General features: G+C 63.9%; 20 protein-coding genes, 1 tRNA gene and 1 riboswitch. Of the genes, 13 read left to right on the top strand and 8 right to left on the bottom strand.

Going from position 1 to position 26,088, the window contains the following annotated elements:
• Nucleotides 1-289 precede the first annotated feature (289 nt).
• From bioB to NH396_RS06660, 6 genes are all read left to right on the top strand, one after another.
• Nucleotides 290-1,468, top strand: a complete 1,179-nt coding sequence (gene bioB / locus NH396_RS06685; protein WP_253062394.1) for a biotin synthase BioB — start codon at nt 290-292, stop codon at nt 1,466-1,468.
• Between the two features lie 6 nt (nt 1,469-1,474).
• The gene (locus NH396_RS06680; protein ID WP_253062392.1) at nt 1,475-2,836 is read left to right on the top strand and encodes an 8-amino-7-oxononanoate synthase; all 1,362 of its coding nucleotides are present in this window, start codon (nt 1,475-1,477) and stop codon (nt 2,834-2,836) included.
• Nucleotides 2,833-3,663: an alpha/beta fold hydrolase gene (locus NH396_RS06675; RefSeq protein WP_253062390.1), complete on the top strand. Its 831-nt coding sequence runs from the start codon at nt 2,833-2,835 to the stop codon at nt 3,661-3,663. Before NH396_RS06680 ends, NH396_RS06675 begins: the two co-directional genes overlap by 4 nt.
• 1 nt (nt 3,664) lies before the next feature.
• Nucleotides 3,665-4,531, top strand: coding sequence for a methyltransferase domain-containing protein (locus NH396_RS06670; protein ID WP_253062388.1), 867 nt, complete (start codon nt 3,665-3,667; stop codon nt 4,529-4,531).
• A gap of 58 nt (nt 4,532-4,589) precedes the next feature.
• Entirely contained in the window at nt 4,590-5,378 is a 789-nt protein-coding gene (gene bioD / locus NH396_RS06665) for a dethiobiotin synthase (protein ID WP_253062386.1), read from the top strand.
• 99 nt (nt 5,379-5,477) lie between these two features.
• Nucleotides 5,478-5,562, top strand: a tRNA-Leu gene (locus NH396_RS06660).
• Between the two features lie 272 nt (nt 5,563-5,834).
• Here the strand turns inward: NH396_RS06660 and NH396_RS06655 are convergent.
• Together NH396_RS06655 and NH396_RS06650 are read right to left on the bottom strand one after the other, a co-directional pair.
• Nucleotides 5,835-6,206, bottom strand: coding sequence for a hypothetical protein (locus NH396_RS06655; protein ID WP_216059739.1), 372 nt, complete (start codon nt 6,204-6,206; stop codon nt 5,835-5,837).
• Nucleotides 6,207-6,340: 134 nt separating this feature from the next.
• Nucleotides 6,341-6,667, bottom strand: a complete 327-nt coding sequence (locus tag NH396_RS06650; RefSeq protein ID WP_043332424.1) for a YnfA family protein — start codon at nt 6,665-6,667, stop codon at nt 6,341-6,343.
• 230 nt (nt 6,668-6,897) lie between these two features.
• Here NH396_RS06650 and NH396_RS06645 point away from each other — a divergent pair, with 230 nt between their 5' ends.
• Nucleotides 6,898-7,350 carry a nucleoside diphosphate kinase regulator gene (locus tag NH396_RS06645; RefSeq protein WP_253062375.1) on the top strand — a complete coding sequence of 151 codons (453 nt, stop codon included), beginning with the start codon at nt 6,898-6,900 and terminating at the stop codon, nt 7,348-7,350.
• Between the two features lie 175 nt (nt 7,351-7,525).
• Nucleotides 7,526-7,915, top strand: coding sequence for an Mpo1-like protein (locus tag NH396_RS17155; protein ID WP_253062373.1), 390 nt, complete (start codon nt 7,526-7,528; stop codon nt 7,913-7,915).
• 145 nt (nt 7,916-8,060) lie between these two features.
• Here the strand turns inward: NH396_RS17155 and NH396_RS06635 are convergent, their stop codons facing one another.
• From NH396_RS06635 to NH396_RS06615, 5 genes are all read right to left on the bottom strand, one after another.
• Nucleotides 8,061-9,890, bottom strand: a complete 1,830-nt coding sequence (locus tag NH396_RS06635; protein ID WP_253062371.1) for an acyl-CoA dehydrogenase C-terminal domain-containing protein — start codon at nt 9,888-9,890, stop codon at nt 8,061-8,063.
• Nucleotides 9,891-10,224: 334 nt separating this feature from the next.
• A complete protein-coding gene (gene cobA / locus NH396_RS06630) occupies nt 10,225-11,430 on the bottom strand; it encodes a uroporphyrinogen-III C-methyltransferase (RefSeq protein WP_306424386.1) in 1,206 nt (401 codons plus the stop codon).
• Nucleotides 11,431-11,693: 263 nt separating this feature from the next.
• Nucleotides 11,694-12,971 (bottom strand): serine--tRNA ligase, encoded by a 1,278-nt coding sequence (gene serS / locus NH396_RS06625; RefSeq protein ID WP_043332430.1) that lies wholly within the window; start codon nt 12,969-12,971, stop codon nt 11,694-11,696.
• A 131-nt stretch (nt 12,972-13,102) separates the two neighbouring features.
• A complete protein-coding gene (crcB, locus tag NH396_RS06620; protein ID WP_253062369.1) occupies nt 13,103-13,489 on the bottom strand; it encodes a fluoride efflux transporter CrcB in 387 nt (128 codons plus the stop codon).
• A 197-nt stretch (nt 13,490-13,686) separates the two neighbouring features.
• Entirely contained in the window at nt 13,687-14,544 is an 858-nt protein-coding gene (locus tag NH396_RS06615) for a hypothetical protein (RefSeq protein WP_253062367.1), read from the bottom strand.
• Between the two features lie 357 nt (nt 14,545-14,901).
• Between NH396_RS06615 and NH396_RS06610 the strand changes: the two genes are divergently transcribed.
• From NH396_RS06610 to cobO, 5 genes are all read left to right on the top strand, one after another.
• Complete coding sequence (locus NH396_RS06610; protein ID WP_253062365.1) at nt 14,902-18,126, top strand: FAD-binding and (Fe-S)-binding domain-containing protein; 3,225 nt, start codon at nt 14,902-14,904, stop codon at nt 18,124-18,126.
• 281 nt (nt 18,127-18,407) lie between these two features.
• Nucleotides 18,408-20,354 (top strand): sodium:proton antiporter, encoded by a 1,947-nt coding sequence (locus tag NH396_RS06605; protein ID WP_253062363.1) that lies wholly within the window; start codon nt 18,408-18,410, stop codon nt 20,352-20,354.
• A 261-nt stretch (nt 20,355-20,615) separates the two neighbouring features.
• Complete coding sequence (locus NH396_RS06600) at nt 20,616-21,857, top strand: NupC/NupG family nucleoside CNT transporter (protein ID WP_176676347.1); 1,242 nt, start codon at nt 20,616-20,618, stop codon at nt 21,855-21,857.
• A 255-nt stretch (nt 21,858-22,112) separates the two neighbouring features.
• Nucleotides 22,113-22,384, top strand: a riboswitch (cobalamin riboswitch).
• A gap of 131 nt (nt 22,385-22,515) precedes the next feature.
• Nucleotides 22,516-24,399, top strand: a complete 1,884-nt coding sequence (locus tag NH396_RS06595; RefSeq protein WP_253062361.1) for a TonB-dependent receptor — start codon at nt 22,516-22,518, stop codon at nt 24,397-24,399.
• A gap of 123 nt (nt 24,400-24,522) precedes the next feature.
• The gene (cobO, locus tag NH396_RS06590; protein ID WP_253062351.1) at nt 24,523-25,122 is read left to right on the top strand and encodes a cob(I)yrinic acid a,c-diamide adenosyltransferase; all 600 of its coding nucleotides are present in this window, start codon (nt 24,523-24,525) and stop codon (nt 25,120-25,122) included.
• A gap of 50 nt (nt 25,123-25,172) precedes the next feature.
• Here cobO and NH396_RS06585 read toward each other — a convergent pair whose 3' ends face one another.
• Nucleotides 25,173-26,021, bottom strand: a complete 849-nt coding sequence (locus NH396_RS06585; RefSeq protein WP_253062349.1) for a helical backbone metal receptor — start codon at nt 26,019-26,021, stop codon at nt 25,173-25,175.
• Nucleotides 26,022-26,088 lie beyond the last annotated feature (67 nt).

Raw genomic sequence — 26,088 nt, 5'->3', positions numbered from 1 at the left:
ATGACTGGGGAGGTGAAACTGAAGCGCTATGCCGTTCGGTCACGCCGGGCATGGCCGTCGTCAGCTGACGTTGACAGAAGGCACAGGGTCGCGACAGTTGCCAGTGGTCAACCAGCAAAGTTCTCATCGTTGACAGCGCCTGCGGAAACTCTATCATCTCAGTTAACCTGACTTTACTCGATGCGTTGACTGGCCACTTGCCAGCTCGGCTGCCGACTCCCGTACTCACCCACGGATGAACGGCCCAGCGCGCTCTCGCTCTGCCCGCCTGATGAAGGACCTCAAGCTCATGACCGTAGAAGCCTCCCGCGTGACCACACAAGCCACGAATATCCCTGCGCCTGGCGATGACAGCGTGGTACGCCATGACTGGAGCGTCGCGGAAATCGAGGCGCTGTTCGCCCTGCCCTTCAATGACCTGCTGTTCCGTGCCCAGCAGGTGCACCGTCAGCACTTCGACCCGAATGCGGTGCAGGTCTCCACCCTGCTGTCCATCAAGACCGGCGCCTGCCCGGAGGACTGCAAGTACTGCCCGCAGTCCGGCCATTACAACACTGGCCTGGGCAAGGAAAAGCTGATGGAGATCGAGAAGGTGGTTGAACAGGCACGCGCCGCCAAGGACGCCGGCGCCAGCCGCTTCTGCATGGGCGCGGCCTGGAAGAGCCCACGTGAGCGTGACCTCGAGGTGGTCACCGAGATGGTGCGTCAGGTGAAGTCACTGGGACTCGAGACCTGCATGACGCTGGGGATGGTCGATACCGATCAGGCCAGGAAGCTCGCGGATGCCGGCCTCGACTACTACAACCATAATCTGGACACCTCACCGGAATACTACGGCGAGATCATCACCACGCGCAGCTACAGCGAGCGCCTGGATACCTTGGCCAGCGTGCGCGAAGCCGGCATGAAGGTGTGCTCCGGCGGCATCCTCGGCATGGGCGAGACCACCACCGACCGTGCCGGCCTGTTGCGTCAGCTGGCCAATCTGGAGCCGCAGCCGGAATCGGTGCCGATCAACATGCTGGTCAAGGTGGCGGGCACGCCGCTGGAGAATGTCGATGACCTCGATCCCATCGAGTTCATCCGCGCCATCGCCGTGGCACGCATCATGATGCCGAAGAGTCACGTGCGCCTGTCCGCCGGCCGCGAGCAGATGGACGATTCCACCCAGGCACTGGCCTTCCTCGCCGGCGCCAACTCCATCTTCTATGGCGAGCGCCTGCTGACCACCGGCAACCCGCAGGCCAACCGTGACCGCGAGCTGTTCGAGCGCCTCGGCCTGCACCCGGAGACCCGCCAGGAAGTCGCCAGTGACGAAGTGCGCGAGGCCGCCCTGAAGGCCGCCATGGAAGAAAAGGCACGCGCCAATGTCGAGGGCAGCCTGTTCTATGACGCCACGCGCGAGGCGACGCCCGCCAGCAGCGAAGGCCTGGTGCGCGAACGCAAGCCCTGCGGCCTGGTGGTCTGATCGCTCGTGGCCACCGAAACGCCCATCAGCGCGCGCTCCAACTCCCGATCCAGCGCAAGCTTCACGCATCTGGAGGACCTGCTCACTCAGCGTGAGCGGGTCGGCCGCTATCGCCGGCGCCTGACGCTGGATTCGCCACAGGGGCCCCACGTCAGCCTCGCCGGGCAGGTAGCCGATGCAGAGCCGCGCCCGCTGCTCAACTTCACCGCCAACGACTATCTAGGGCTGGCCAACCACCCGGCGCTAGTCGAAGCCGGCTGTCGCGCGGCGCGTGACTTCGGTGTCGGCAGCGGCAGCGCTCACCTGGTCAATGGCCACCAGCGCGCTCACCACCAGCTGGAGGCTCGCCTGGCCGAGCTGACCGGGCGACCACGCGCGCTGCTGTTCTCCACCGGCTTCATGGCCAATCTGGGCGTGATCGATGCGCTGGCGAGTGCCTCGCGCGAGGCCGGTCGCAGCCTCGAGATCTTCCATGATCGCCTCAATCACGCCAGCCTCCTCGACGGCGCACGCCTGGCGTCCTCCGGCACCACTGCCGTACGCTCGCGTCGCTTCCACCATCGCGATCTTGAAGACCTCGAGCGCCAGCTGGCGCGCTCCCGGGCCGATGACAAGCTGGTGATCAGCGATGGCGTGTTCAGCATGGATGGCGACTGCGCCGATATCGCGGGCCTGAGCCAGGCCTGCGCCCGGCACGGCGCCTGGCTGATGATCGACGATGCCCACGGACTGGGCGTGCTGGGCGAGCATGGCGAAGGACTGGTCGGGCGCGATACCCCGCTGGCTGACGTGCCGGTATTGGTCGGCACCCTGGGCAAGGCGCTCGGCAGCAGCGGCGCCTTCGTCGCCGGCAGCGATGCGCTGATCGAGAGCCTGATCCAGCTGGCACGCCCCTACATCTACACCACCGCGCAACCGCCACATGTCGCCGCCGCTAGCCTGGCGGCGCTGGAAATCGTCGCGGGCGAGCCGCAGCGCCGTGAGCGATTGCAGGCGCGTGTGCAGCAGTTCCGTGAGGGTTGCACGCATCTGCTGGCGGGCAGTGGTCTCGCGCTCGGGCTGTCGCCAGCCGACATCAATGATTCACCCTCCATTCCGCTGACCCCGATTCAGCCGCTGATTCTGGGCAGCGAAGCGCGGGCCTTGGCCTGGAGCGCGGCACTGCGCGAACGCGGCGTACTGGTCTCGGCCATCCGTCCACCCACGGTGCCCGCCGGCAGCTCGCGCCTGCGCTTCACCTTCTCCGCCGAGCACACGGCCGAAGATATCGCGGAACTGCTTGAGGCTCTCGAAGCGGTACTGACAGCGGAAAAGGCCCAGCCCCGCTCCGTCTCCCCAACCATCAGCTCAGAAGGAGTCACGCCATGACGCTGACTCGTCTGGTGCTGTTCAGCGGCTGGGGCATCGATGCGCGCATCTGGCAGCCCTTGATCACCTGCCTGCACGCACGCCTCGCTCACGTCACTGAAACGGATGATGAGGCAAATGACGGGGCAGATGATCAGACAGAGAGTCGCCCGCTGGAGGTCATCACGCCGGACTGGCCAGAAGAAGGTCCGCAGGCCGAGTCACGGGCAGGCTCAGAACCGACTACCTCGCAAGCCTCACTGGGCGGCGCCGATACCCTGTGGCTGGGCTGGTCGCTGGGCGCCCTGCGGGCCGAGGCGCTGGCGAGAGAGCAAGCGCCGGCCGCCCTTGTCTCGCTGGCGATGGGGCCAAGCTTCATCGATCAGGCCGCAGCGGAGCAGACGCTCCCCGCCTTGGCACCTGAGGTGCTGGAGGACTTCCGCGCAGCCTTCGCGCGCAACCCTGCCGCCAGCTGGCAACACTTTCTGCGCTGGCAGGCCAGTGGTGAGGCCTCTGCACGTGACTGCCTCAGACACTTGCGCGAACTGATCGGTCGTCACCCAGTCAGTCGCGAAGCGGTGCTCGCGGCAGGACTGTCGGAACTGGCTAGCCGTCAGATGTCGCTGGCGCCTCAATCAGAGCTACCGCTCGAGTTCTGGCTCGGCAAGCAGGACCCGCTACTGGCACCGGGCCTGAGTGCGGCGCTGCGCGCGCAGGGTCAGAGGGTTGAGGAATTCGAGGGCGGCCACTGCCTGCCATTGAGTGCGACCGAGGCGCTTGCCGATGCCCTGCTCACACGCATGGGCCTCGCCACCCACCACGCCACGCGCATCAGCGAGGAGGCCTGAGATGTCGATTGCCGTCAGCATGCCGCCTGCAAAGCCTGCAACGCCACCGCTCACGCCAACATTTACGCCTACCACGAGCCGTCAGCAGGTTGCCCGCGCCTTTGATCGCGGCGCTGCCGACTACCTCACACTGGCGCAGGCGCAGCACGCCATGGCGGCCACCCTGTTCGCCTCGCTCCCTGAGCGGCTGCCGGCCGCCGCGCGTGTGCTCGATCTCGGTTGTGGGCCCGGACATTGGACCCTCGAACTGGCGCAGCGCTACTCCGGGGCTTGCTGCATGGGACTGGATCTCTCGCTTGAGATGCTGCGTGAAGCCGCACGCCAGACAAGCGAGCTTGCGATTGGCAGCCCGGAACGTCTGCACTGGCTACGCGCCGATGCCGAGCGCCTGCCACTGGCCGATGCGAGTCTGGACCTGGTGTTCTCGAGCCTCGCCGTGCAATGGTGCGACAGCCCTCGGCAATGGCTCGCGGAACTGTCACGCACCTTGAAACCCGGCGCTCGAGCGCACATCAACACCCTGGGGCCCGGCACCCTCAAGGAAGTACGCCACGCCTGGCAGCGCGCAGATGATTCCGTGCGTCACTTCCCCAGCGCCGCCCACCTTGCACGCCATGCCCAAGCCGCCGGGTTGCGCTGCCACTGGCAGTTACGCCCGCGGGTATTTCACTATCCCGATGTCGCTGCGGTCATGGCCTCGATCAAGGGCATCGGGGCACAGACCGCCAGTGGCCGGCGCCTGACACGTGCCGAGGTACAGCAGGCCAAGGCGCGGCATGAAACCTTGCGTACCGCGAAGGGATTGCCTGTAAGCTATCAAGTCATTGAACTTGAGCTCGAAAAACCGATCATAATTGCGTACGGATAACACTGACACTTTGCTTGAAGGCAATTACCTGCCTCGCTCGGATACAATGAAAACTGATATGAAAACCGCGGACAGCTCGTCAGGGGACACTGCTCCGCCTGCGCGAGCCGAACATGGCATCGCCGCCTTCGTGACCGGCACCGATACCGAAATCGGCAAGACCTTCATCGCCAGCGCCCTGCTGGCACGCGCTCGCCTGCGCGGCCTGACCACGCTGGGCCTCAAGCCCGTGGCCTCTGACTGCTTCGAGAATCACGATGGTCTGGTCAACGCCGACGCCCTGTCATTGCAGGCGCAGTGCGAACCGGAAGCGGATTATGAAAGCATCAACCCCTGGCGCTTTGCGCCGGCCATCGCGCCGCACATTGCCGCACGTCAGGTAGGAGTCAGTCTCGAGGTGGCGAAAATCGCCGCGCATGTGCGGGACCAGCGAACAAGCGCACCGCGCGACCTGCTACTGGTGGAGGGCGCTGGCGGCTGGCGGGTACCGCTGAGTGACGATGAGGACTTCTCGGACCTGGCCATCGAGCTGGGCTTGCCGGTGATTCTGGTCGTCGGGCTACGCCTGGGCTGCATCAATCATGCGCGCCTGACACTTGAGGCCATCGAGCGCGATGGGCTGGAAATCGCCGGCTACGTCATCAACCATCTGGAAGCGGATATCGAGGTGAGCGAAGACAACATGGCGACGTTGTCACGCACGCTGCGAGCTCCCTGCCTGGGGGTCGTGCCATGGATGTGCGATGAAGACCTCTCCAATACACGCCACGCCGCCGAGCGCGCCGCCAGCTATCTGCAACTGCCCTGCGGGCTGGAATCACGCAGCGTGCATGTCGTACAGGAGTGAGGCGCTGAAGGCACAGCACAAGGCGGGGAATTTCAGGGGATAATCGACACAAGCGATTGACTTGAAAGGCATCACAGGTAAAATGCAGCCCTGCTTCTCGCGGAAGTGGTGGAATTGGTAGACACGCCAGATTTAGGTTCTGGTGCCGCAAGGTGTGGGGGTTCGAGTCCCCCCTTCCGCACCATCAGCAAGCCTTTGTTGATGCTCCCCAGCTGCCTCGCGCAGTCAGCAAGCCCTCCCGCTTTTACCTGTCGTGCATGCGTCGTGTCATCTGACGCCTTCTGCACCCATCATCATTGTCAGTGACTTCCTGTCGGTTGCCATATCCGTTTCACGCCCGCACTCTGCGTCAGCCTTCCTTGCAAACAACCTGCTCTACGCTCTCCTGCTCTGCGTTCCTCTGCCTTGCGCCCTCCGGACGATCCGCGGTGCGGCATTCGTGCGTCTCGACGAACCTCAGCGTCGTCTCAGGCTGTCCTGCAGGTTGGCCAGGCTGACACGCGCCTGATCCAGCAACAGCTGGCGCTCTTCACGGTCATGATGCGCGGCATGCGCCGCGGCGAGCTGCAGGTTCACGTATTCGATCCCGCTGGTGAAGCGATAGAACTCGCGACGCGAGGCCACCTGGCGAAAGGCGTCGAGCAGCGAGGGATCAAGTGCCAGCCGCTCACCACGCGCAACGTCTGGCTCCGCCTCCACCAATGCCGATCGCAGTGGTTGCACGGCCTGATTCCATTCCTCTCTGCGCGGCCGCCAGCGACCGAGCCAGAAGCCGATGAAACCGCCGATGCCAAGGCCGCCCAGCCCCCATAACCATTCCCACTGCATGCTGGTGCCTCATTGCGTCAGATCGAATCCCGAGGGTCATTGCCTCATCCTGGCGCAGTATACCCAACAATGAGCGCTCTCATGCTCAACGCCCGACATATTTAATAAAATACTAATAAACAAGCCATTTGCGCTCATTGCGCACGGGCGCCCAGCACGATGATGGCGCTGCCCGCCAGGCAGACCAGTGTCCCCAGCAGGTCCCAGCGACTGGGCAACTGCTGCTCGACCAGCCACAGCCAGGCCACTGACGCGGCGATATAGACACCGCCATAGACGGCAAAGGCGCGCCCGGCGTGACTGACGTCGACCAGTGAAAGCAGCCAGGCGAACAGCGCCAGGCTGAGCATGCCGGGAATCAGCCAGCCGGGACTGCGCTCCAGTTTCCACCAGGCCCAGAAACTGAAGCAGCCAGCGATCTCGGCGAGCGCCGCCAGCGGATATATCCAGAGAATCGACATCGATGAGTCTCGTGTGAGATTGGCAGCCTTGGGTAACAGCGCCATGAAAGGTGTCGGTATCAGACGACTCCCGCACCCCGTCAAAAGCCGCTAGGATGAATTAGCGGACAATCCATGGACATCACGGCCGATGGATTCCCTGTCCGTCTCTCCGCATTGACCAAGCCAGGATTGGCGCCGTCTTGCTGCGCATGATATCGCGCAGTGACTCGATAACAAGGAACCCCACGATGACTCGGCAACGACTGATCATCAACCGCCTGGATGCTGACCGCCTCCAGCGCCTGATCGACGCTCAGCAACATGATGATGAGCTGTCCCTTCGCCTCGAAAGCCGCCTGACCCAGGCAGAGATCGTGCCCCCCGATGACTTCCCCGAAGACCGCGTCAGCATGCGTAGCCGCCTGCGCCTCAAGGGGTCTCGCTCCGGCGATAGCGAGCTGACACTGCACTATCCGACCCCGGAGGATGGTGAGTGCATGCCCCTGTGCAGCCACCTGCCACAACCTGAAGAGCAAGAGACCTCACTGGCACTGTGCATCATGTCGCCGCTGGGCATCGCGCTGCTGGGAATGGCGGTTGGCGAGCAGATCACGCTGCCCCGGGAAGATGGCCAGAGCGACATCATCCGCCTGGAAGCCATCCTGCATCAGCCGGAAGCCTGCGGTCAGTTTCACCTCTGAAGGGCCAGGGCCACTTGTTTCACGCCTGAAAAACGCCGGACTCGATAGTCAGCTCCGTGTTGACACAGGCTGGCAGCGTGGCAATACGCTACGCGGCCAGTCATCAGCATCGTGAGAACATCCGCATGCATCTTGTCTGCGTGCCGGTCGTCTTCACTGCCAGCTTGATTCTGCTGTGGAGACTACTCGGGGGCAGGGGCTATCGAGCGAACCGGGGCTGGGTCTGTGGATACTGCCCGGTGGCGTGATCACCCTCGCGGTCCTGGCCGTCTATGCGCGCTTCTCTCTCAAGGTGCTTGGCGTGATGGCCGTCTGGGCCCTGGCAAGCCTGGCGCTGATGTTCGTGATGCTCGGGCTCAACTGGCCGGTGACACCGATGATGCTGGCAGCCTTCGTGGTCGCCTGGATCGGTCAGGTCGTCGGCCATCGTATCGAGGGCCGCAAACCGGCCTTCCTCGATGACCTGCGTCAGCTGCTGATCGGTCCACTGTTCGTGCTGGTCGAACTGTTCCCCGCCATGCGTGACTGGTTGCTGAAGCAGGATGAGCCGACCGAGCGGTCATGAGCGGGCCTGTGAGCATGCAGCTTGCCGACACGGCCCGGTGGACAGGGATCCCGACAACACAAAAAGCCCAGCGACCTGATATGGTCGCTGGGCTTTTCATTGGACGCTACTGACGGTCACGGTGACTTGTGACTTGTGACTTGCGTCATTGCTCCGGCGCGAAATCCTCGAGGCTGAAGGCCATCAATGGCGCGGCACCAGCGCTGATCTGGGCTTCCAGGGCGACGGCGCGCGGCAGCACGCGTGCCACGAAGTACTCCCCGAGCGCCAGCTTGCGGCGATAGAAGCCCTCACCGCTGGCACCTGCTTGCGCCAGCCCATGCGCCGCAGCTCGCGCCATGCGCAGCCACAGATAGCTGTAGACACACAGCCCTGCCAGATTGAGGTAGTCACAGGCCGCCGCGCCCAGCTCTTCCGGGTTGTCATCGGCGCGGGTCAGCAACTGCTCGGACACTCGCTCCAGGCGCTCAAGCTCCGTCTTGCAGGCCTCGGCGAACGGGCGGGTCTGGGCGTCATCGGCCTGACGCTCAAGCTCGGCTCGCACCAGGGCGGCAAAGCTCGCCACATGGGCACCACGGTTGCGGTAGAGCTTGCGCCCGACCAGATCCATCGCCTGAATGCCGTTGGTGCCTTCGTAGATCATCGCGATGCGTGCATCGCGCACGTACTGCTCGGCGCCCCACTCCACGCAGTAGCCATTGCCACCATAGAGCTGCTGCGCCATGACGGTGGCATCGAAGCCACGATCGGTCAACAGCGCCTTGGCGATCGGCGTCATGAATTGCACCAGCGCATCCGCGTCGGCCTTCACCGCGTCATCGGCGTGATATTTGACGCGGTCCAGCTGCTGGCCCACGAAGACGGCAAAGGCGCGCCCGGTCTCGTTCCAGACGCGCACCTCAAGCGCCATGCGGCGCACGTCAGGATGCACCAGAATCGGATCGGCCGGCTTGTCGGGCACCTTGGCCCCAGTCGGTGCCCGGCTCTGCAGGCGCTCGGCGGCGAAGTCCATCGCGCTCTGATAGGCCACCTCGCCCAGCCCCAGCCCCTGCAGACCGATGGAAAGACGCTCGTAGTTCATCATGGTGAACATCGCCGCCAGCCCCTGATGCGGCTCACCGATCAGCACGCCTTCGGCGCCGTCGAAGTTCATCACGCAGGTCGCGCTGCCCTTGATGCCCATCTTGTGCTCGATGGAGCCACAGCTGACCGCATTCGGTGTCGTCGGCTGGCCGTCGGCATCAAGCAGGTGCTTGGAGACCAGAAACAACGAGATGCCACGCGTGCCCGGCGGCGCATCCGGCAACTTGGCCAGCACCAGATGCACGATGTTGTCGACCATGTCGTGCTCGCCGCCGGTGATCCAGATCTTGGTGCCGGTGAGGCGATAGCGCGGCAGCCCCAGCAGCGGGTCATCGTCCTCGAGGGGTTCGGCACGGGTACGAATCAGGCCGAGATCCGTGCCGCAATGCGGCTCGGTCAGACACATGGTGCCCAGCCAGTCGCCGGCATACATGCGCGGCAGAAACACCTGCTTGACGGACTCCGGCGCGTGACTGTCCACCGCCAGACAGGCACCGGCATTGAGCGCCGGATAGAGCGCGAAGCTGGTATTGGTGGCGTAGAGCATCTCTTCAAAGGCCACGGTGAGCATCTTGGGCATGCCCTGACCACCGTATTCAGGATTGCCGCCCAGCCCCATCCAGCCGCCTTCGGCGAGTACCCGATAGGCCTCCTTGAAGCCCTTAGGTGTCGTGACGTGGCCGTTCTCGAAGCGCGCGCCCTCGGCGTCACCGCTCAGGTTGAGCGGCAGCAGCTCGGCCTGGGTCACGCGCGCACCTTCCTCGAGAATCGCCTCGGCCAGCTCGACATTCACCTCTTCGGTGGCTGCCATGCCCGCCCATTCCTGCTCGGCGGCGAACACCTCATCGAGAATGAAGCGTGCATCCTTGAGTGGCGCCTGATACTTGGCCATATCACTGTCCTCACTGACTCATGTGCTAAGGGCTTTCGCGAAAGATTTGCCTCTCACCCCGTGATGAACGACGGGCTTCGCTCAGCAGAATTCAAACGATTGCTTGAAACAATAGGCGCAATCAGATGCCACGTCATCTCGACCTTGGCCCAAGAGCCGCCCAGCCATGCGCCAACGATGGTCAGGCCAACGACCACCAGCCCTTCCGTGACCAGCGACACAACGCAAGACGCCGCCCCGGGGTTACCGAGGCGGCGTCTTGTCACTGCGCATGGCGCTGCTTTTTTCGTTTCTACGCCTTCGTTTCTACGCCTTCGTTTCCGCGACGATCACTCTATACCGATACCACATTGGCCAGCGGCGTCGGGTGCTTGCCATCTTCCCATCCCAGGCTGCTGTTGGCATTCGGCGAGAACCATTTGAGCGAATCGTGCAGCTTGACCACATCCCCGACGATGATCAGCGTCGGCGGCTTGAGGCCCTGACCGGCTATCTGCGTCGGCATGTCCGCCAGCGTTGCCACATGCACACGCTGACGCGCGGTAGTGCCCTGCTCGACCAGCGCGATCGGCGTGGTCGCCGCCAGACCATGGGCGATCAACTGCTCGCAGATCAGCCCCAGGCTGCCGAGCCCCATGTAGAAGACCAGCGTCTGGGCCGGACGCGCCAGCACCTCCCAATCCAGGTCACAGCTGCCATCCTTCAAGTGGCCGGTGACGAAGCGCACCGACTGGGCGTGATCACGATGGGTCAGCGGAATACCCGCGTAAGCCGCGCAACCGGAAGCCGCCGTGATACCCGGTACCACCTCGAAACTGATGCCGGCGCCGGCCAGGGTCTCGAGCTCTTCCCCGCCGCGCCCGAAGATGAAGGCGTCACCGCCCTTCAAGCGCACCACGCGGTGCCCGGCGCGGGCGTAATCCACCAGTGCCTGATTGATGCCTTCCTGGGGCACGCTGTGATCGCTGCGCGCCTTGCCGACGTACAGGCGGCGCGCCTTTGGCTTGGCCAGCGCCAGAATCTCGTGACTGACCAGGCGATCATGAATGATGACATCGGCCTGCTGCAGATGGCGCAGCGCCTTGAGCGTCAGCAGCTCCGGATCACCCGGCCCCGCGCTGACCAACGCCACCTGGCCATGCGTGCCCGTGAAGCGGTCCTCCTCCTTCACGGGCAATACCGCCTCGCCGGCCACCAGACGCGGCGGCAGGCGCACGCTGGAGTCCCGGGGGTGGCTCGGCGCGAACACCATCACGTGCTGCTCGCGCGCATGACGCAGGATGCCGCGATCACGTCCTTCGCTGCCGGTGGCGACCAACCATAGCTGGCCGGGGGCCGGCACGGGCAACAGGGTATCGGCAACCTCCCAACCTTCACGACCACACAGGGTCTCCAGCATCGGCATGCGGGCATCGCCGTAGACACACAGGTCTGCACCGAGACCGGCGAAACGCTCGGCCAGCGCGACAGCCTCCTGGCCGCCACCGATCAGGCACAACTGGAGTCGTGAGGGATCACAGGAGAGATTGAGAAATTCCATGAGGCACATCCACAAACGCGGCGAGGCTGGGGAGCAGCCTTCGATGGGTCGTATTTTAGAGCATAAGAACCACTCTCTAAAATAACCAATAAGAATAACAACCCTGATGCTACGTTGTAGTCACGCAGAGGAAATACCGAGTGAGGGAATCACGAGTGGTGCGATCGGGCAAGGCCTCTGTCTGCGCGATAAACGAAGGCCCCCGCTTCCCATGGGAAAGCGGGGGCCTTGTCGCGAGAATCCACTACGGCGATTCACGCATCTCAGACGTTGATGGTTTCCACTCCACCCATGTAGCCACGCAGCGCCTGCGGCACAGTGATGGAGCCATCGGCATTCTGATGGTTTTCCAGCACGGCGACCAGACAACGGCCCACGGCCAGACCGGACCCATTCAGGGTATGCACCAGCTGCGGCTTCTTCTGCCCTTCGACACGCACACGCGCCTGCATGCGGCGCGCCTGGAAGTCACGGCAGTTGGAGATGGAAGAAATCTCGCGGTAGGTCGCCTGGCTCGGCAGCCAGACTTCCAGGTCGTAGGTCTTGGCGGCGGCAAAGCCCATGTCGCCCGTGCACAGGGTCACGGCACGGTACGGCAGTTCCAGCGCCTGCAGGATAGCTTCGGCGTGGCCGCGCATCTCTTCGAGGGCTTCGTCGCTCTTCTCCGCCGCGACCACCTGCACCATCTCGACCTTGTCGAACTGGTGCTGGCGAATCATGCCGCGAGTATCCCGGCCATAGGCACCGGCTTCACTGCGGAAGCACGGGGTATGGGCGGTGAACTTGAGCGGCAGACTGCCGGCGTCGATGATCTCGTCACGCACCATGTTGGTCAGCGGCACTTCGGCGGTCGGGATCAGGAAGAAATCACGATCGTCGTTGAGCTTGAACAGGTCTTCCTCGAACTTGGGCAGCTGGCTGGTGCCCATCAGGGAATCGCGGTTGACGATATACGGCACGTAATATTCTTCGTAGCCATGCTCCAGCGTCTGCTTGTCGAGCATGAACTGCACCAGCGCACGGTGCAGGCGCGCGATGGAGCCATGCATCACGGCGAAGCGTGAACCGGTGATCTTGACCGCCAGCTCGAAGTCCAGCTGGCCCTTGAGCTCACCGAGGTCAACATGGTCGCGCACGTCGAAATCGAATTCACGCGGCGTGCCCCAGCGGTGCAGCTCGACGTTGTCGCTTTCATCAGCGCCTTCCGGTACTTCGGCGTCCGGCAGGTTCGGCAGGCTGGCCGCCATGGCGTCGGCCTTGGCCTGCAGCTCATTGAGCTCGGACTTGGCGGCGTCGAGACGCTCGCCCAGATCACTGACCTCTGCCAGCAGCGGCGCGATGTCTTCGCCGCGTGCCTTGGCATTGCCGATGGACTTGGAGCGGGTGTTGCGCTCGTTCTGCAGGGATTCCGTCTCGACCTGCAGGTCACGGCGGCGCGCTTCCAGCGCGGCAAAGGCTTCGGTATCCAGCTGATAGCCACGACGTGCGAGGCGCTCGGCAGTCGCTTCAAGATCAGCGCGCAGAAGTTTCGGGTCCAGCATGTGGGAAGGCTCTCTCGTCGGATCACTCAGGCCGCATCGCGGCGCGGAAAGGTCATGCGCCCTAGTCTACCTCAGCCATGCCCTGCTTCGCAGCCGCCCAGGCGACAGGAGGGCGCGCCCGGGCGCGAGAATCACAGCAGGACGCGTGCGATCTTCATGCCCAGCGCGACCATGCCCAGACACGCCACCACACTGACGGCGACATAGATCAGCCCCGCCAGCATGCGTCCGCTCATCATCAGATTGAGCGCCTCGAGGGCAAAGGTGGAGAAGGTGGTGAAGGCGCCGGTGAAGCCCGCCACCATGATCGCCTGCCAGACGGGGGCCAGCTTGAGCTCCTGGGTCACCCAGATGAACAGGAACCCCATCAGGCAGCTGCCGATCAGATTGACGCCCAATGTTCCCCACGGGAAACCACGCCCGGCGGCGCCGACGATCCAGCCACTGACAAGATATCGCCCCAGCGCCCCGATGGCGCCGCCCGCTGCTACTGCCAACCAGGTTCCCATATTTCGCATCTGCCTCATGTCATGAGCCGCCAACAGCTCATCTAGCTGTCCATATAAAAGATCATGCCTCAGGCACACCGCCATATCCGAGGCATGTCATGAACTGCCAGTGTAAGAAAATCACGGCATGCGGGGAACTCGGGACATGGGAAAGGCGAGTTCAACAAAACATGACTCGCCGCCCGAGATGATCGACAGCGCTGGAATCAGTTCAATTCGCTTCTCAGCCCCTCCAGCACCTGCTGCCATTGACGATGAGCACCTTCCTTGCCCCCTAGCTGCTCAAGTCCTCGTGCCGTCCAGGTGCCAGGTGTGCCGATGCGCGAGGCAAGCTCACCCGGCGGGGTATCGGGGTGGGCTTCCATCAGCGCAAGGGCATCACGCATCTGGGTCATCAACAACTGGCGGGCCTGAGGCCCGGTGATGCCCGGGACAGTCTGGAACCAGTCGAGCAACGCCTGCTGCTGCGCCATCTGCCAGGCATTCACGCAGACCGCCAGCATGCTGGCCTCGAAGGCCGCTTCATCATCGAAGGCGATGATCTGCCGGACCGCCGGCCCGAGCAGGTCACGCGTCAGCGGGTCTTCCGGATAGAGCGTGAGGGCGCTATGCCCCTCACAGACTGCCAGCCCCGTCATCACCCGCACCACTCGCGCCGGCGCGAACCAGCGCTGCAGCTGCTGCAGTGGCACACCGGCTGCCAGCACCATCAGGTGATGATCCTTGCTCAGTGCGTGGCTTTCACGAAGCTCACTTGCCAGCGCCTCGAGCTGCTGCGGCCGCACCCCGACCAGCAGGCACAGGCTCGATTCACACACCGCGACGTTGCTTACGTGGCGGATGGCACCGAAACGCCAGCCCAGACGGTGACTGCGCACGTCGTTGCGCGGCGAGAGGTGAAATTCCAGATCATGCCGGGAGCGGCCTTCGCGCTGACAACCGCGCGCCAACGCGACCAGCAATGACTCCGCCAACTCCCCCACCCCCAGCACTCCCAATCGCGTGGGCGGCTGGCGAGACTCGCGATGACAGGTGGAGGTCGAGGAATAGGTGGACGATGCCATGAGCTAACTCCTGATGACTCAGCGGAAGAGGGAAGACAGCTTCAAGAAAAGAAGCAGCGGGGATGTGGCGTGACAGTCTGCCTTGCGATGCCAACGGTACCACTGAAGCGGCGACTGACGCCTGATGATCGCCCGCAGCATGTGCACATCGCCCCCCTTGTGGCTTGCATTCTGGCGCACACACCTTGATTTGATGACTCCTCACAGCGTAGTCACTCCTCACTCCTTTCACCTGAATTCCCGTCTCGCGAGTGACGCAATGCCGCGCTGGGCTGGGGCCACACGCCCAGCTCAGGTAAGCTTGGGCCCATTGGCCCTGAATGCCTGCCTGACGCGACTCACTGCCCGAGCGAGATCATGACCGAACGCCTGCTGGATATGCCCGCCCCCGTCGATTCCCTCTATCTGGACTTCCTGGCCGCCCTGCGAGATGCAGGCTTTGCCGGTGACATCAGTCCGGACTACGCCAACCGCACCGTGTTGTCGACCGACAACTCGCTCTATCAGGTGCTGCCTCAGGCCGTGGTCTACCCGCGCCATGCCGAGGATGTCCAGTGCATCGCGCGCCTCTCCCACGAGTCACGCTTTTCGGGAGTCACCCTCGCGCCACGCGGCGGCGGTACCGGCACCAATGGCCAGTCGCTCAATGACGGCGTGCTGGTGGATGTCTCGCGGCACATGAACCGCATTCTCGAGATCGATGTCGAGAACCGCCGCGTGCGCGTCGAGGCCGGTGTGGTGAAGGACCAGCTGAATGCCGCGCTCAAGCCGCATGGCCTGTTCTTCGCGCCGGAACTCTCGACCTCCAACCGCGCCACCATTGGCGGCATGATCAATACCGATGCCTCCGGCCAGGGCAGCTGCGAATACGGCAAGACGCGTGACCACGTGCTGGCGCTCGACAGCGTCCTGCTCGACGGGACACGACTGTCGAGCCATGCCATCGACGACGCCGAGCTCGAAATACTGTGCGCACGTGAGGATCGCGTCGGTGAGGTCTACCGCACCGCACGCTCGATCGCCGATGAGCGCGCCGAGGAAATCGCCGAGATCTTTCCGCCGCTCAACCGCTGCCTGACCGGCTACGACCTCGCCCACCTGCGCGAGGCTGATGGGCGTTTCAACCTCAACAGCCTGCTGTGCGGCGCCGAGGGCACACTGGGCTTCGTGGTCGAGGCCGAGCTGAATGCATTGCCCATCGCACCCTGCTCGACGCTGATCAACCTGCGCTACGCAAGCTTCATGGACGCACTGCGCGACGCCAAGGCGCTGATGGCGGTCGAGGGCAATCGCCCGACCTCCATCGAGACGGTGGATGACACCGTGCTCAACCTCGCCATGCAGGACTTCGTGTGGGATAGCGTCGAGGAATTCTTCCCGGCCAGCGCCGAAGGCACCCCAGCCATCGGCGGCATCAACCTGATCGAATTCAATGCCGACAGCGAAGAGGTGTTGGATGCCAAGGTTCGCGCCTTCAGCGAGCACCTGGCCAGCGATACCAGCGTCGAGCGTCTCGGCTTCACCGAAGCCCGCGGTCGCGCGCAGATCGGTCGTGTCTATGGCATGCGCAAGCGCTCGGTGGGCCTGCTGGGCAATGTCGACGGCGAAGCCCGCCCGCTGCCCTTCGTCGAGGACACCGCCGTTCCGCCGGAGCATCTGGCCGATTACATCGCCGAATTCCGCGCCGCGCTGGATGCCCGTGGCCTGCGCTATGGCATGTTCGGGCATGTCGATGCCGGCGTGCTGCACGTTCGCCCGGCGCTGGACATGAAGGACCCCGCCCAGCAGGCGATGATCCGCGAGATCTCCGATGAGGTCGCCGCCCTCACCCACAAGTACGGTGGCCTGCTGTGGGGCGAGCACGGCAAGGGTGTGCGCTCTGAGTACTCGCCACGCTTCTTCGGCAGCCTCTACGGCGCACTGCAGGATGTAAAGGCAGCCTTCGACCCGCACAATCAGCTCAATCCGGGCAAGATCGCCTCGCCGCGCCTGTCGGTAGCGCTGGTCGATGACGCTGATGACGTTGCCGACGAAGGATGCAGCGAGAGCGACAAGCGTGATCACGCCGGAAGCGCCGTCGAGGCCTTCGATCCGCGCCTGATGCGTATCGACGACGTGACCATGCGTGGCGATCTCGACCGCCAGATCGATGAGCGCGTGTGGCAGGAATACGCCAGCGCCGTCTACTGCAACGGCAATGGCGCCTGCTACAACTACGACCCCAACGATGCCATGTGCCCGTCCTGGAAGGCGACCCGCCAGCGCATCCACTCCCCCAAGGGGCGTGCCAGCCTGATGCGCGAGTGGCTGCGCCTGGAAGGCAACACCGGACGCGACGTGATCGCCGAGGCCCGGGCTGCGCGAACGCCGGGACTCAAGGGCGCCAGCCTGTGGCTGGCACGCCTGCCCGCGCGCATCAGTGCCTCGCTCAAGGCGCGTCGTGGCCATGCCTCGCAGGCTGAGGGCCAAGCTGACGCCGACTTCGATCAGCAGGTCTACCAGGCGATGTCCGGCTGTCTGGCGTGCAAGTCCTGCGCGGGCCAGTGCCCGATCAAGGTCAACGTGCCCGATTTCCGCAGCCGCTTCCTTGAGGTCTATCACCATCGTTATCAGCGTCCACTGCGCGATTACCTGATCGGCAGCCTCGAATTCGTGCTGCCGTGGGCCGAGCGCGTCACGCCGCTGTATAACGGCCTGCTGTCCAATCGCCTGGTCAGTCGTCTGCTGGAAGGCCCGATCGGCATGGTCGATGCGCCGCGTCTGTCCCGCGCCAGCCTGCGCAGACAGCTCAAGAGCTGGGGCGTGTCCGAGGCGACGCCGACCCAGCTGGGCCGTCTGACCGAATCCCAGAAGGCCAGGAGCGTGATCCTGGTGCAGGATGCCTTCACCAGCCACTTCGAGGCCCAGCTGGTGATCGACATCATCGAGCTGCTGTCGCGACTCGACATTCATGTCTTCGTCGCGCCCTTTGCCCCCAACGGCAAGCCGCTGCAGGTACAGGGCTTCACCGGCGCCTTCCAGCGTACCGCACGTGCCCAGGCCGAGCGTCTCAAGGCGATCGCCGACTTCGGCGTGCCGCTGGTCGGCATCGACCCGGCGATGACCCTGACCTACCGTCAGGAGTATGTGAAGACCCTCGGCCCGGACGCCACGCCCGACGTCCTGCTGCTGCAGGAATGGCTGATCAGCCTGCGCAAGCTGCTGCCGGTCGGCGTCACCAAGACGGTGCTGGGCAAGATGGACCCGGGCATGAAACTCTTGAGCCACTGTACCGAGAGCACCAATGCCCCGGGCTCGGCCAAGGCCTGGCAGCAGGTCTACGCAGCCTTCGGCCTCAAGCTCGAGGCCATCGCCACCGGCTGCTGCGGCATGTCCGGTACCTACGGCCACGAAGCGCGCAATCTCGAGACATCACGCGCCATCTATGACCTGTCGTGGAAGTCCGTGGTCGAGGATAATGACAATCAGGGCAAGCTGGTCGCCAGTGGCTATTCGTGCCGCAGTCAGAGCAAGCGTTTCTCGGACATCCAGTTGCCGCATCCGCTGCAGGCATTGCTGCCGCTGCTGCGTCGCGCCCAATGAAGGATCGCGTCTGCCCGACGCCATCACGCGGGCACGACAGAGAAAGGAAATGAGGAGAGCGCGATAAGGCAACGCGACGTTGCATACCACGGAATCAACCGCTAGGCTGCGCCCTTTCGGCCTGCCGCGCGGCACCTGAGTGGCGCCTGCCCCCTGCTTCGAGCCTGTACAGCCCAGCAGGAGCAAGGGCCGCTGACAGACGGCTGAGACACAACGAAACGATGAGCGGTGACCGCAACAGTGGCACCGCTCATTTTCGCTGACTCCAAGGAAGACATCCGATGACCGAACCTGCTCTGGCCCTGACCCTGATCGGTCTGATGGCCCTCGGCTGCCAATGGCTGGCCTGGCGCATGCGTCTGCCCGCCATCCTGCCGCTGCTGATCGTCGGCATCCTCGCCGGCCCCGTCACGGGCTGGCTGAAGCCGGATGAGCTGCTCGGCGACCTCTTGTTCCCGCTGGTCTCGCTGGCGGTGGCGGTCATCCTGTTCGAGGGCAGCCTGACGCTGGACTTCAAGGACCTGCGCGGCCATGGCCATATCGTCAGGCGGCTGGTCACCACCGGCGTGGTGATCACCGGCGTGATCGGCACCGTGGCCGCCCACTATCTGCTCGACATGCGCTGGGAGATGGCCGCCGTGCTCGGTGCCCTGCTGGTGGTGACAGGCCCGACGGTGGTGATGCCATTGCTGCAGACGCTGCGCGCGCGCGGCAACCTGACCCAGATCCTGCGCTGGGAAGGCATCATGATCGACCCGGTCGGCGCGCTGCTGGCGGTACTGGTCTATGAGTACGTCGCGCTCGGCATGACCGGCAATGCGGCCTCGCACACCCTGTTGCTGTTCGCCCAGACGGTGGGCCTCGGGCTCGGCATGGGGGCACTGGGTGGCTGGTGCTGGGGGCTGGTGCTGCGTCATTTCTGGCTGCCCCAGAAGCTGCACAACTTCGGCACCCTGATGGTGATGCTGGGGCTGTTCGCCATCTCCAACACCCTGTTCCATGAATCCGGCCTGCTGACCGTCACCGTGATGGGCGTGTGGCTGGCCAACATGCGCGGTGTACCGACCCAGCAGATCATCGAGTTCAAGGAGACCCTGACGGTTCTGCTGATCTCGGGACTGTTCCTGCTGCTGGCGGGGCGCCTGACCGTCGAGCAGCTGTCCCTGCTGTCGTGGCCGGCATGGATCTTCTTGGCAGTGTTGATGTGGGTCGCACGCCCCCTGACGGTCTGGCTGTGTACCCTGGGCAGCGGGCTGACGCTGCGCGAGAAGGCCCTGCTGGCCTGGCTCTCGCCGCGCGGCATCGTCGCGGCAGCGGTCGCTTCGCTGTTCGCCCTCAAGCTCGAATCCCAGGGCATCGAGGGTGCCGAGATGCTGGTACCGATGACCTTCCTGGTCATCATCGGCACGGTGGTGATCCAGAGTCTGTTGTCGCGCCCCATCGTCAAGGTGCTGGGCGTCGGCGAGCCGCCGCCCTCGGGGTTCCTGATCCTGGGCGCCAACTCGGTGTCGCGCCAGATCGCCCGTGAACTGGTCGATGCCGGCTTCTCTGTGCGCCTGACCGATACCAACTGGGACGCGGTGCAGGAAGCGCGCATGGCGGGTCTGCCTGTCTACTACGGCAACCCGCTGTCTGAACATGCCGCCCAGCATCTCGAGCTGACCGGCATCGGCCATTTGATGCCGCTGTCGCCCTATCGCGAACTCAATAGCCTGGCCGCGCTGCACTTCGAGCACATCCTGGGCCACGGACGTGTCTTCCGACTCGCCGAGGACAATGGCAAGAATGCCAAGCGCCAGCAGGACCAGGCGCTGGGGCATCTGCCGCTGCTGTTCGATGGCAAGATCACCTATGCCAAGCTGGCGAGCCTGCTGTCTCAGGGTGCACAGTTCCGACGTGCCCGCATCACCGAGAGCTTCAGCCTAGAGGATTACCGCAGGATTCATGAAGAGCGCCTGCTGCCGCTGTTCTGCATCAGCAGTCAGGGCCGCATCCGGATCGCCAACACGGCCGTGGCGCTGGAGCCCAAGGCTGGCGAGACGCTGATCAGCCTGATCCATGCCGACTCGCCGGAGCTGAACAAGTCTTCCCAGCCCAGGACCGACAAGGCGGAAGCTCCGCAGGCCGACAAGGGCATGGGCGGCAAGTCATCACAGACTTCACGGACGCCGCCGGGCTCAGGGTCGGGCCCTCTGCCGGCCAGGCGACTGCCGGGCGCCGGCACCTGACAGGGGGATAGACTCAGTATCACGTCGGGGCATCACGACGGTACCAAGGAGAAAGCACGAGGCTCGCTCATGGCGGGCCTCGTGCGTGTTGACGCAGGCACGCCGCGCGCGATTCACAAAAAATGCGTCAAACGTTAGTGGCAGACTCCGACAGAGGGCAAAAATACTGGTAGAGTACGCGCCAGTTTTGGCCATACCGTCCTGTGGCCAGCGCTATTGCCTTGTCCTCAACGTAACACCTACGCATTCAGGAGCTGCTTGATGCAGATCGTCATGGGCCTGGTGGGCATCTTCGCCCTGCTGGGGATTGCCTTCCTTCTCTCAGAAAACCGACGCGCCATCAGCCTACGCACCGTACTGGGTGCCTTTGCCATCCAGGCGATGCTGGGGGCATTCGTGCTCTACGTGCCTGCCGGCAAGAGCATGCTGCTTGGCCTCAGCGAAGGTGTACAGGCCGTAATGTCCAGTGCCAACGTCGGCATGGACTTCCTGTTCGGCGGCCTGGTCAGCGACAAGATGTTCGAAGTCTTCGGCGGAGGCGGCTTCGTGTTCGCGCTGCGCGTACTGCCGATCATCGTGTTCTTCTCGTCACTGATCGCGGTGCTCTATCACCTGCGCGTGATGAACGTCGTGATCAGCGTGCTCGGCGGCGGCCTGTCGAAGGTGCTCGGCACCAGCCGTCCGGAGTCCCTGTCCGCGGCCGCCAACATCTTCGTCGGCCAGACCGAAGCCCCGCTGGTCGTGCGCCCGTTCATCGCCGGCATGACCCGCTCGGAGCTGTTCGCCGTGATGACCGGTGGCCTGGCCTCGGTGGCCGGTTCCGTACTGGTGGGCTATGCCTCGCTGGGCATCGACCTCAAGTACCTGTTGGCGGCTTCCTTCATGGCAGCGCCGGGTGGCCTGCTGATGGCCAAGATGCTGATCCCGGAGACCGAGACCAAGACCCAGAGCGTCGAAGAAGCGCTGGGCAAGGACATCGATCGCCCGACCAACGTCATCGACGCTGCCGCCTCCGGCGCAGCCTCTGGCGTGCAGCTGGCGATCAATGTCGGCGGCATGCTGCTGGCCTTCATCGCGTTGATCGCGCTGGGCAACATCATCGTCGGCTGGGTCAGCGGCCTGTTCGGCTATGAAGACATCACGCTGCAGCTGCTGCTGGGCTATGCCTTCGCCCCGGTGGCCTGGGTCATCGGCGTGCCGTGGCACGAAGCCATCCAGGCGGGTAGCTTCATCGGTCAGAAGCTGGTGCTCAACGAGTTCGTCGCCTTCGCCGATCTCGCCAGCCACCAGATCAAGCTGTCCGAGCACTCTGAAGCGATCATCATCTTCGCGCTGTGCGGCTTCGCCAACCTGTCCTCTGTCGCCATCCTGATGGGCGGCCTGGGGCTGATGGCACCGAACCGTCGCGGTGATATCGCACAGATGGGCATGAAGGCGATTCTCGCCGGCACCCTCTCCAACCTGATGTCAGCGAGTCTCGCCGGTCTGTTCCTGTCTCTCTAGAGACGCTCGCTTGTGAGCCAGTCTCCAGAGAGCTGCCTTCTGTAGCACGAGCTTCCATGGAGCAGACACCGCCATCTGGCCAGACTGGCATCTCGACAACGCCCGCCCCGTGCGGGCGTTGTCGTATCTGGCACACTCTATGGCTCAGCCTCTGCTCGCCCTCTGCTCGCCCTCTGACTTCTCCCCCTGCATGGCTGCGAATGAGCGGCCCTGGGTGCCAGTCAGCGCAACGCCGGTTTGCCGATTGACTCCCTCACCCCCGCCCCAGACAATGGTTCACGTTGAAGCCAGGGTGTTCGGGAAACGGGTGAAAACCCCGTACTGCCCCCGCAACGGTGATCGCAACGCTCATGCAGGTCGACCACGATCAACAAGATCGACACGGCCAGCCACTGCCTCCGGGAGGTCCTGTCAATCAGACTTCCCCCAAGGGAAGGAGGTGGGAAGGCGCATGAGTGGGTGAGGCTCCTGCCGATGGAGTCCACCAGGCGTCAGTCCGGAGACCGGCCCTCGCTTCCACACTGGTTGATGCGGAGGGCCTCACCAGTGGCAAGTCTCCCGCGACGGGCCTGCTTGATCAGGGCGCGTGCGGGGGACGTGTGCTCACGCACCCTGTCACGCTGTCCTCCTCATTGCGTCTGACGCTTGAGGATCATTCATGAAACACAACAACACTCGTGGTCGCGCTTCCGCGCAGGCCAGATTTACCCTCGTCGGTAGCCTGCTGCTGACCCCGCCCACCTTCGCTGCTGATGATCTGACCGCGGATTCCTCCGATGATCTGGAGACCGTTCAGGTCACCGCCAATCGCATTCCGCAGCTGCAGAATGATGTGCTGGCCAGCACCGACGTCATCACCCGTGACGAGATCGATCGCCTGCAGGCCAATTCGCTAGTCGATCTGCTGCAGTCACGCAATGGCATCGAGGTCGCCCGCAGCGGCCCGATGGGCAGCCAGACCAGCCTCTTCATGCGCGGTACCGAGTCCGACCACACCTTGATTCTGGTCAATGGTCAGCGCGTCGCCAACAGTGCCGATGGCCTGGCGCATTTCGAATTCCTGCCACTCGCTGCCGTCGAGCGTGTCGAGATCGTGCGTGGTCCGCGCGCCAGCGTCTACGGCGCCGATGCCATCGGTGGTGTGATCAACCTGATCACGCGTGGCGGCAGCGAAGTCGGTCAGTATGCAGAAGTCACCCTGCGTGCCGGCAGCGACGGCACCTTCCGCCAGAACGCCCAGTTCAGCTCGGTGGAAGACGACACGCGCCTCTCGGCCAATCTCCATCATGATGAGAGCGATGGCTTCTCGGCCCGCGATACCGGCAGTGAAGATGATGGCTACGAGGCCACGGGCGCCGAACTGCGTCTTGGCCACGACTTCGGTCAGCAGGCCACGCTCAGCCTCGGCGTCGCCAACACCGAGACCGATTACGACTATGACGACTGCTACGACAGCAGCTTCAGTGCCTCGGAAGACTGCCACGGCGAAGGCAGTCAGACGGTATTGGATGCCAGCCTGTTGACGCACCTGAACCCGAAATGGGACATGACGGTCAGCGTGGCGCGCACGCGGGATGAGTACGAGAACACCGAAGCCGGCAGCGATGCCGGGCGTGTCGCCAGCACCCGCAATGAGGTCGGCCTGCGCCACGACTTCTACACCGACCTCGGCACGCTCAGTCTGGGGGTGGACCATCGCGAGGAAAGCCTGGATGCCGATGGCCCCTACTTCACCGCCGAGGGCTACAGCGTCGATAGCCGCTATGCCACCGGCGTCTACGGCAGCTGGCACCTTCAGCAACAGCGTCATCATGTCACGACCAGCCTGCGTTACGACGACGACAATCGTTATGGCCATCAGATGACGGGCGGCTCCAGCTACGCCTATGATCTGACGGCCGCGCAACAGCTCGGTGCCAGCTATTCCAGCGCATTCAAGGCACCGAACCTGATCGACCTCTACAGCCCCTACGGCTCCGGCAATCCGGACCTCGATGCCGAGACCTCCACCACGGCCGAACTGTTCTGGCGCCTGCAGGAGCAGCGGTGGCACGTAGGCGTCAATGCTTTCCAGACGGATATCGACAATCTGATCAGCTACGAAGGTGCCAATTTCACGCCGATCAATATCGATCGCTCACGCATCCGTGGCATCGAACTGAGCAGTGGCTGGCAAGGTGATGCGCTCAGCGTGAACCTTGCCATGACCTGGCAGGATCCGGAGGACCGCGATACCGGTGAGCAGTTGAAGCGCCGCGCCCAGCGCTTTGCGCGTCTGGACGCCGATTACGCCCTCGACGACTGGAGCTTCGGTGCCACGCTGCGTGGCAGCGCCAGCCGCAGCGATACTGATGCGGACACCTACACCGACACTCGTACCGCAGGCTATGGCGTGGTCGATCTGCGCACCAGCTGGCAGGTGATGCCGAACGTCAAGTTGAGCGCCAAGCTGGATAACGTCTTCGATCGCGATTACCAGCTGGTCAATGGCTACAACATCCAAGGCCGTTACGTGGAAGGCGGTGTCACCTTCTTCTTCTGATCGGCTTTCCCCTGGGCACCTCTTTCGAAGAGCCTCGGGCGTTAGCCAGCCACACATGGCACAGCACCGATCAGGGCACCGTCCCCCGGGTCGATGCTGTGCCTTGACTTACGGAGCATACGCATGACGGACCGCAATACCCGCCACAAGGTCGCGATGGAAAAGCTCAAGTCGCGTGTCGATGACAAGGTGGCACAGGCCACTGAGGAGCGCGGCCAACTGCTGGTCTTCACCGGCAATGGCAAGGGCAAGACGACCGCCGCCTGGGGCACCATCACCCGCGCGCTGGGCTATGGCTACAAGGTCGGGGTCATCCAGTTCATCAAGGGGCTGTGGGAATGCGGCGAGCGCGAACGGCTCGCCGAGGATGCCAATCTCGAAGTGCATGCCATGACCACCGGCTTCACCTGGGATACCCAGAATCGTGAGGCCGATACCGCTGCCTGTCAGGCCGTGTGGCAGCAAGCGCAGCGCCTGATGCGTGATGACAACGTCTATCTGGTGGTGCTCGACGAACTGACCTACATGGTCAAGTTCGGCTACCTGCCGCTGGAGGAGGTGATGACGGCACTCGAGAATCGCCCAGCAGAACAGACCGTGATCATCACCGGGCGCAATGCCAATCGTGAAATCGTCGCCTGTGCCGATACCGTCACCGAGATGACCGAGATTCGCCACGGCTTCAATCATGGTCTCAAGGCGCGGCGCGGCATCGATTTCTGAGCATCCAGCATTCCAGCCGCTCTTGCTCCGACGCGCTTACTCTGACGCCTTCAGCCCGACGCCTGCACCTTCTCGATGGCAGCACAGACCTCTGCCATCGCCTCGACACTGCGCGGGCCGGGACGGCTGATCAGGTCAGGAGTCAGACCCGCCAGTGCCACCTCGGAAAGCGGCCCTTCACTCGCGCGCCAGGCGGCAATCCACTTCTCGCGCGCCGGCCCCTTCGCGATCGGATGCAGAATCAGGCGCGGCCTGGCCAGCCACAAGGCCTCCCGGTTGATCTGCGGCACCACGGCGGGTGAGTCCGTCAGTAGCGGCTCACCGCCGCAGCGCCGAATCAGCTCATTGACCAGATGGTTGCCGCCCAGCGTCGTCATCGGGCTTTCCCCCAGCTGGAAGAAGACCGGCAAGGGGGCGCTGTCGCGGGCGCGCTCCAGCTGCTCGATTCGCGCTGCGAGCGTCGCCACATGCTTATCCGCAACGTCGCGGGTACCCAGCAAGGTGCCAATCCGAGCGATATTGGACAGCACATCGTCGAGTGAGGCGGGCTCGCTGACGAAGACGGGCATCCCCAACGCCGTCAGACGCGCATGCATCTCATCGGAAAGCCCACTGCCCCATGCCACGATCAGGTCAGGCCGTGCACTCAGCAGCGCCTCCAGGTTGGGGCCGTGATAGCTGGCCAGGCGCGGCAGCTCACTGACTACAGGGGGGTGATCGCTGCCCTGGCTCACGCCGATCAAGGCCGGCAAGCCTCCCGCCGCCGATACCAGCTCGGCCGCGTGCGGGGCCAGCGTGACCACCCGCTGCGCTGGCTGTGACAGCGTCACGACATCGCCTGCATCGTCGATCACCTCACGCCCTGCGGCCAGGGCAGGCGACGCCATCAGTGATGACATGACGAGCGCCAGCACTGCCTGTGCAGCGCCTCGTATCCAGCGCAGTCTCTCGTGTGCCTTCACGCAT

The organism is Cobetia sp. Dlab-2-AX (assembly GCF_024124625.1).
Taxonomy (GTDB): Bacteria; Pseudomonadota; Gammaproteobacteria; order Pseudomonadales; family Halomonadaceae; genus Cobetia.
Note: the sequence above shows the minus strand (reverse complement) of the source record. Positions and strands in the feature narration are given on the sequence as shown.